Origin of the sequence: Chamaesiphon sp. (assembly GCF_041738855.1) — a bacterium.
GTDB lineage: Bacteria > Cyanobacteriota > Cyanobacteriia > Cyanobacteriales > Chamaesiphonaceae > Chamaesiphon.
Genome location: NZ_JBGSPA010000070.1, coordinates 1 through 7788, shown reverse-complemented (window position 1 = coordinate 7788; position 7788 = coordinate 1). Strand labels below are relative to the sequence as shown.

Here is a 7788-nt window from a genome sequence, read left to right as displayed (position 1 = left end):
TAACAGCGTGTAGAGTATTAATTGGGCGTAAGGGAGAATGGTGTTCACTGTTCTCATCAATGTTTTTCCACGCCCTTTTTCTCATATTTTCAACCCCTTGAATAGTAGAGCTAATATACTAGTGCAAGATGTGAGTATATCTACTTCGCAGCCCTGCTAATGCCAAGCGATTATTTAGTGCCTTAGAATGGGCAAAATTTACTCAATCATCACCTCAAACTTTGGCACAATTACGTGAGGAGTTAGCGATTGAGCCGTAAGTCCAAAAAGTCTACCCAAAGTGATGCTGGTGATGATTCGGTACAGCCGATAATTAGTGGATTTCCACCTTTGTTTAGCCCCGAATTCAAGACTGACTTGCGGTGGTGGTATCGATATGAACCCAAGAAAGCCGATCGAATTATGGATTTGTTAGCTGATGTTTTGAATGGCGATCCCTTGACAGGCATCGGGGAACCAGAACCGCTAAAATATATTGCACCAAATACTTGGTCTAGACGCATCGATTTAGAACATCGTCTATTATATCAAATTGATGCTAATCGAATTATCCTTCTTCAAGCTCGTTTTCACTATGACGAGTAAAAATAATTTCAATCTCTCAAGTTTGAACGGAAAATTTGTCAGGATGAATGCCGTGATTTACCCACTTAATCGCTGCTTCTGCACTTGTCATCTCAGGTGGTACTCGGAGGATGTGAATATGTGCTGTAGATGGACAAGTCATCTTGAGTAATACCATCGGCTCTCGATCGATCGGTTCTCCTCTAAGATTATAAACTCTTTCAACTCCATCAATTTTTAGCAAAGTAAGTAGGTAGGTGCAATTATTTATAAAATAGATTATGCGTAAAACCTAGCTGGTGGGCAGTGCCCACCCTACGCGATATCTTATATTTAATTACGCCTATCTACTTATATTCTCGCCAACTATCAAGTGTAACTGTATTTAGTTCATGACAGATTTTTTCATAACCTATGTTCGCAATTAGTGTGCGTCTAATTTCAGCATTGCTTTCTTCTAACAACCACTCAGATTTCCACTCGCTCGATTCAGTCCAATATCGAGTCTAGCCCGTTCGATTATTTTGTCTAACTCTGCTTGTTCCATTGATAGAAAGCACCGTTGTGAGTTGATATTCTAATCAGCTACATATCGCCAACCTTCGGGTGAATATTCGCGTTGGATGCGGATTTCCCAATCACCTTGAGGGATAGTTACCGCTGCGTGTTCCTCGTGAGTGAGGATGGCAGTCGGGGATAAAACTTTGAGATACAATACGCCATCGCGATCGAATAATTCGGCTTCACCATTACTAATCCGGTGGCGGTGTCCGGTGACTTCACCTTCGGCGAGAGTGAGGTGGGGAAGTTTGGTACCTGTGGCGGATGTGTTGCTGGGAATGATAAGGACATCGCCTTGTCTGATGAGTGGATTCATAGATTTTAAGCCTCGATATTTATAAAATTATGTCCTATATTTAGCCTACCCAATCTCGATTATCAAACAGCAGTGACTGTGATTCTCGTCCAATGTCCCAGCGTGATATCATCGCCAGATGCGATCGCAATATCTGCCATAATTGCAATTTCTTTGCCATTTACCAGTGTGCCATTTGACGAACCGATGTCTCTAAATATCAGCGAACCGTCAGGATGAAGGGTGAGAATGGCATGACGGGAGGACACAGCATCATCCACATCTAACGGAATTTCAGGATGAATCGCCCGCGCCACACTAGTCCGCCCGATGAGATTGGTAGGCTGGGTCAAGGAGATCGTAATTGGGGCTTGAGTGGGGGCTGGGGGGCTGCTGGGGGTGGCTAAACTCGGATCGATCGAGATCTTTACCTGCCATTGTTTGACTGGCTTAGGGGCGGGAATTGGGGAATTGGTGGGTTGGGGTGGTCGCTGGGTGGGGGCGGTGTAGAGACTACTGGCTGACGATCGAATTGGCGGTGGAAAAATGGATAATGGATCGCCACCTTTGGCACCAGTCAGAAAGTTAAAACCGCAAATCTCACAAAAGTTGCCGCTATCTGCCTCATGGGGCGTATTACATTCAGGGCAAGGTTGCACTGAGACTGGCGAGGTAATCGTGGGTGTGGTTCTATGGGTGGGATTCGATCCGAGTTCGGCAATCCCCAAACCGACGATCTTTGCCCCACATTCGGAACAGAAGTCTGATTCTGTTGAGTTATGACCTTTGGGACAAGAGTGCATGGTTAGGCTTTAGGTATTAGGCTTTAGGGTCAGAGAATAGGGGTTAGGCTCTAGGGATCGGGCTTGAGGTGTCTTCATCCTAATACCTAAAGCCTAAAGCCTAAAACCTACTTTTGAATTCTAGCCGTTTTGGTCGATCGCGTCTCTAGCATCATTTCATCCTCTTTAGCTACCGTGCGCTTGATTCTAACGGTACCTGCGGCGGCGTCTTCGACATCGACGACGGAGCGAAGAAGTTTGGCGGTGGCTTCATTACCAGAGTCGTGGGCGAGTTTGACGGCTTTGCCCAGTTTGACGGTGGCTACTTCGATATTGCCTTGCGCTCGGGCTTCCAAGCCTTCTTGAATGGATTGGGCGAGTTCGGCTTGTCCGGTATAGTGAGCGACACGGCGATCGATCTTAGCGGTTTTGGCTTCATCTTCCGTCCAGGTAGCGAGGATTTTGGCTTCAGTTATTTTGGTTTCTACCCCGTCAGTTTTGGCGATCAAACTCGCTCTCCCTGCTAGCATTTCATCGCCGACATTGCCAGCAGTTATCTGGATGCAGAAGTGATAATCGCGAGATTCATTGCTCCCCCATGCACCTGTCGGATACTCAATGATGCGATCGCTAACGACTTTAGCACGACTGGTGACATCGACGATTTCGGGACTGACTTGCTTGCAAAATAACACCTTCGCACCGACAGGAGTCCACAATCTGAGACTGACATCGCTGACAGTTTTGCCCATCGCTTTGGTGAGAATTGCCTGGAAATCATCGGCAATCCGATCGGGTGATGCGATGATATCTGTCGTACCCAATAATCTTGCCGCAATTTTTTGGAGTTCAGAAACACGCCAATCCGTACCCACCCCACGACAGTCGCATTGAAATTTACCTTCAGCAGCATCCAATACCCTGACCAAATCTAGCTCGTCATTGGCATCATTTTGACCGTCCGTGAGCAATAAAGCTTGACAAATTGCTTGAGGCATTTTGTTAAATTCACCCACAGCAGTATGCAGCCAAGTGGACATCAATGTCCCCCCATTGGCACTGATTTCTTTTACTTGGGAAATGGCGCGAAGTTTATTTTCAGGTATGGCATTGACCAACGGTACCAATAATTTTGCCCGACTCGATCCGGTGACGACAAAAAATAAAGTATCGGGAGGGAGCAGCTCGATGATTTTGACGATCGCATCTTTGGCTGCGATGATTTTGGCTCCGCCCATCGAGCCAGATATATCGCAAATAATCCCGAACAAGCGGAGACTATGATGAGGTTGGGCGACAGTCACGCCCTCGCCGCTAGTGCCAATCGTCATGATGGCGTTTACTTCGCTAGCACCTTGAGGCAGGTAGGGATTTTGAAAGACTTCGGCGTTAAACATGGCTTAGGGATTAGGTATTAGGCTTTAGGTGTTAGGCTTTAGGCTTCAGTTGTAGGGTGTGTTAGCAAAAGCGTAACGCACCAGAAATCTACCCAACTGAAGATCGATCTACTTCTACTCTCTACCCTCCACCAATTACTGAATACTTGAGGATAACGGCGACGGATTATGCGCCGATTTCCCGATCGCCAGCAACAAAAATACCTACTGTAATATTATCCTGTCCGCCTTGCTGATTGGCATACTGGATCAGGTGACGGGCGATCGATCGACTCTCGTAGTCGGGGGCTTGTTGGAGCGCGTGATAAAGGTAGGCTGGATCTGGGGCATAGTTCCATAAGCCGTCGGTGCAGAGCAGGAGATAACCCCCGCTGGGAAGAGCAAAAGTCATCAGATTGGGTTTGCCATCGTCAGCGGTATCTGCACCGAGCCAGCGGACGATCGCGTGGGCGTGAGGGGATGCTTCAGCTGCGGCTGGGGTGTACATGCCAGACTCGATCGCATCGCGCATCCAGGAGTCATCTTGAGTGAGTTGGAGTGATTTTTCAGGTGAGAGCCAGTAGGCGCGACTGTCGCCCAGCCAGCCAATGGTAGCAATATTGGCACGGACGATCGCGGTGACGATCGTAGTGGAGGATGGATCGATCGAGGATGTCGGATCGATTGGGATTTGGGAAACGGCTTGGAGTGCTGCTGCTACGCCTAGCTCGATGGCAGTGCGCGGCTCTTGGCTCCCATCTTGGAGAGCGATTTCAATCGCCTGGATACAGGCAGTTGCAGCCGCTTGGGAGGCGAGTTCGGGATGTTGGGAGCTAGATACGCCGTCGCAGAGGACGAGGACATAGGTGTCGGGATCGAGTTGATTGAGAGCGATCGCATCTTCATTTTGATGGTGTCTGCGACCGCGATCGCTGGCTCCAGCTAGATTGGGGGCGGGTTGCAGTTCGATCCGATCGGTTGAGATTGCCACTTGACGAAATCCACACTCTATGCAGTATCCCTCGGCATCAATTTTGCGCGGTGGCGCACCACATTTCTGACAACTACTAGCGATCGACGGGGGAGTACTAGGGGCGGCGAGACTCACGCCACATTCCTCACAAAAGCGATCGTCTACCGCGATCGTGCCGCTACATTGATAACAGTTCATAGATCTACAGTCGCAGGCTTCACAACAATTTTACAGGCGAACGATCTGTTAGTAGGCACTTTGGTTAATGGCAGTGTTGGGGTCGAGGGTAAAGGAGCGATAGCACGCCAAAGTTCATCAACTATCCACCATCTCACCCGATCGCTCAAGATCCCAGACTACTCACCTTCACCGGATTTGAGAGCGCGCGATTCCAGCCAGATTGGCACTACGATAAATCCGATCGCGATAAATAGAGCCAAGATCGCAAATTTACTCACCCACTCCAATAACTGTTCGAGGGAGACTACCTTGCCGACAAAAAAAGCTAGTGTCGTCATCACCGATGCCCAAGTCGCCGCTCCAGCCAGATTGACAGCGAGGAATTTCCCCAGTGGCATCTCAACTACACCCGCCATCGGACTAGAAACGATCCGAATCAAGGGGATAAATCGCCCGAAAAAGACGGCTTTGATGGCATTTTCGCTAAACTTAGTCTTGACTTCTTCCAACTGTACTTCTTGAATCCTGAAAACTTTGGCAGCAGCGAGAATCAACTTCCAGCCGCCGTACTTCCCAACGAAGTAACCGCCGATACCGCCGATAAAAGCACCCATCGCCGCCGAGCCGAGCACGAACCAATAATTGAGTTCGCCACTCCCAGCCAAGAAACCACCGACGATCGTAATGGTTTCACCAGGTAGTGGAATCCCCAAATTTTCTAACAGAATGCCTACAAAGACAGCGAGATATCCGTATTGACTTGCCAGTGCCTGGATCGTCTCTAGTGATAGGAATTCCATCTATACCTGAAGGGATCTAACTTTACAACTCTATGGTAACTGAGTAACAGCGATAAAGAAATCTCTATTTTGACTCAATGGCGAAACTTGCTGGCTCTAGCCGCGAACATCTGGTGCTTGAGGGGATCTCACTAAATTTCGCGGTGCTGTTGATAACTGGGTGCGAAGTGGGCATACTAGCGCAGAGGTACGAACAGCCAATCGATCGCTTCATTCCCAAACATGTTGGAGATAGCTTCATGTCCCTAGCTGGCTATTTATCAGAATATTCATTAGCCGAAATCTTTAATTTTGTCCAAGAGGGCAATAAAACAGGTTTACTGTCGATCGAGTCGGATCGGTGCATGAGTCGATCGCAGGACAATGCTTACTATATCTCATTCCAAACCGGACGCATTATGTCCGTCAGTAATAGCTATGGAACAGAGTATTGCGGCTTGCTCAAGATGATGGAACAACGCCAATGGCTATCTCGCGAACAGGTGACTGGGTTGTCGATTAATATCAACAAACTCGGGCAACCATTGGGTACTTACCTCAAATCTTGTAATGCGATCGATACCGATCGATTGCGATTATTATTTGATGCCCAAGTAGTTGCTAATATCTGCAAATTATTTGGTGAAGTTCATCACGGCAGATTTAAATTCGATCCACAAGCTCCGTTGATTTATGCCGAAATGACTGGAATCAGTGTTACTGCTAGAGAAGTATCATTAATCGGATTAAGAATGTTGCGAGATTGGAGTAGTTTTGGGGATAAACTACCCGCTCCCGAATCAGCACTTGAGAGAGGATCTTCACCAACACCAGCACTAAGATTGGATGCTCAAGAATCCAAAGTCTGGAAATTAGCTCTAGGTCAAATGTCGATCGCTAAGATCGCCGCACAATCAGGATTGGAAATCGAGCGGGTGCAACAGATTGGTTTTCGACTCTGTGCGAGTGGATTGGTAAGAGAAATAGCGATCGTCTCCCCACCGCCACCAGTTGCACCACTAGCATCAAGTTCGATCGGCTCTAATAATACTCCCAATCCTATCTCTACTTCATTTTTGAGTAAGCTCAGGGGTTTTCTGATAAAAAAGGTTTAGTCGAGCCATTCTCTTGTCGGTGAGAAATTAGCTCGTGACGGTGGATAGTTTGCTTGACAATCAACCGATTGATAGTCACTTGTAAAATACACAATGAAACTTGTCAATTGGTGTTAGTAAGTACTGATAAATGGGCACAATAAATATAAGCTAGTTTGAAGTTTGCCAATGATTTTATACTAACTGGCTGCCAGTGGGTAAACATAGGAGCTGAGATCTAGTTAATTCAATCTCTTATCTATTGTTTCATAGGATTTATTAACATGTCAAATACACTGTCAAGTCGTCCAACTTTGGGTCAGTTTAGCAGTATTGTTTGTTTCAAAGCAGTAATCACTGGGATGGAAGAAGCTCTCGGTGAAAAAGCGACCGCGATCGCCCTAATCTCGGCTGGGCGCGAACGCGGTAAAAAGTTAGCCAAAGAGTTAGGTTTGTCCGGTGCTACGCAAGAGCTGAGTGTTATTGCTGCCAAGTTAAATGAAGCAGTTGGTGCTAATGGTACCCACCTGACTGCTGTTGATAAAATCGTCCAAGAAGGCGACATTATCAAAGTTTATTGCTCCGAAACTGTCTGCTCTGCTGGTGAGCCTCAAGGAAGCGATCGCAAATGTACTTTCACGATGGGTGCAGTTTGGGGTGCATTGAGCGAAGTCACTGGCAAAAAACTACGCGGAACTCAGACTGAATCCGTCTTACGCGGCGGTACTCACGACGTGTTTGAATTCACTAATCTCTAGCAGACTGACTGCAAAATTCGGTCTCAAATTGTCAAATAAACTAACTTAATCATCTCGAGGAAATCATGGGCACAAGTACGATCGGTGGAATTTTACAGAATTTTGTGTCGGGCACTGCGGATGTTCAAGGTGCAGCCTTGGTATCTCACGATGGCTTACCGCTAGCCTCTAGTCTCCCTGGCACGATGGATGAAGAACGGACTTCGGCGATGTCTGCGGCGATGCTCTCCCTCGGCGAGCGGATCGGTAAAGAGTTGTCCCGTGGTAATGTTGAAAAAATCATGGTTGAAGGTGCTGACGGTTACGGTATCCTGATGGGTTGCGGCGATGATGCTGTCTTCTTGGTGCTAGCCAACCATGCCGCCAAGCAAGGACTATTGATGCTAGATATCAAACGCGCTGTCACTGAAATCAAAGCAGCACTGA

The 7788-nt window shown here is 47.4% G+C and carries 10 protein-coding genes and 1 pseudogene; 5 read left to right on the top strand and 6 right to left on the bottom strand.

Annotation, left to right across the window (positions count from 1 at the left end; translation table 11 throughout):
• Positions 1 to 134 precede the first annotated feature (134 nt).
• Together ACEW9I_RS07385 and ACEW9I_RS07380 are read left to right on the top strand one after the other, a co-directional pair.
• Positions 135 to 260: pseudogene (locus tag ACEW9I_RS07385) on the top strand (prevent-host-death protein); the annotation flags it as partial.
• 49 nt (positions 261 to 309) lie between these two features.
• The gene (locus ACEW9I_RS07380; protein WP_373539708.1) at positions 310 to 585 is read left to right on the top strand and encodes a Txe/YoeB family addiction module toxin; all 276 of its coding nucleotides are present in this window, start codon (positions 310 to 312) and stop codon (positions 583 to 585) included.
• Between the two features lie 16 nt (positions 586 to 601).
• Here the strand turns inward: ACEW9I_RS07380 and ACEW9I_RS07375 are convergent, their stop codons facing one another.
• The 6 genes from ACEW9I_RS07375 to ACEW9I_RS07350 all read right to left on the bottom strand — a co-directional run bounded on the left by ACEW9I_RS07375 (position 602) and on the right by ACEW9I_RS07350 (position 5531).
• Positions 602 to 808, bottom strand: a complete 207-nt coding sequence (locus tag ACEW9I_RS07375) for a hypothetical protein (protein WP_373539707.1) — start codon at positions 806 to 808, stop codon at positions 602 to 604.
• A 333-nt stretch (positions 809 to 1141) separates the two neighbouring features.
• The gene (locus ACEW9I_RS07370; RefSeq protein WP_373539706.1) at positions 1142 to 1441 is read right to left on the bottom strand and encodes a hypothetical protein; all 300 of its coding nucleotides are present in this window, start codon (positions 1439 to 1441) and stop codon (positions 1142 to 1144) included.
• 62 nt (positions 1442 to 1503) lie between these two features.
• Entirely contained in the window at positions 1504 to 2223 is a 720-nt protein-coding gene (locus ACEW9I_RS07365; RefSeq protein WP_373539705.1) for an FHA domain-containing protein, read from the bottom strand.
• Between the two features lie 107 nt (positions 2224 to 2330).
• Positions 2331 to 3599, bottom strand: a complete 1269-nt coding sequence (locus tag ACEW9I_RS07360) for a VWA domain-containing protein (protein WP_373539704.1) — start codon at positions 3597 to 3599, stop codon at positions 2331 to 2333.
• 166 nt (positions 3600 to 3765) lie between these two features.
• A complete protein-coding gene (locus ACEW9I_RS07355; protein WP_373539703.1) occupies positions 3766 to 4749 on the bottom strand; it encodes a protein phosphatase 2C domain-containing protein in 984 nt (327 codons plus the stop codon).
• 158 nt (positions 4750 to 4907) lie between these two features.
• On the bottom strand, positions 4908 to 5531 hold the full coding sequence (locus tag ACEW9I_RS07350) for a DedA family protein (protein WP_373539702.1): 624 nt from the start codon (positions 5529 to 5531) through the stop codon (positions 4908 to 4910).
• Positions 5532 to 5608: 77 nt separating this feature from the next.
• On the opposite strand from ACEW9I_RS07350, the gene ACEW9I_RS07345 reads away from it, so the two are divergent.
• From ACEW9I_RS07345 to ACEW9I_RS07335, 3 genes are all read left to right on the top strand, one after another.
• On the top strand, positions 5609 to 6625 hold the full coding sequence (locus ACEW9I_RS07345) for a DUF4388 domain-containing protein (protein WP_373539701.1): 1017 nt from the start codon (positions 5609 to 5611) through the stop codon (positions 6623 to 6625).
• Positions 6626 to 6888: 263 nt separating this feature from the next.
• Positions 6889 to 7362 carry a hydrocarbon-binding protein gene (locus ACEW9I_RS07340; protein ID WP_373539700.1) on the top strand — a complete coding sequence of 158 codons (474 nt, stop codon included), beginning with the start codon at positions 6889 to 6891 and terminating at the stop codon, positions 7360 to 7362.
• Between the two features lie 65 nt (positions 7363 to 7427).
• Positions 7428 to 7788: roadblock/LC7 domain-containing protein (locus ACEW9I_RS07335; protein ID WP_373539699.1), on the top strand; the 361-nt coding region annotated here is incomplete at its 3' end.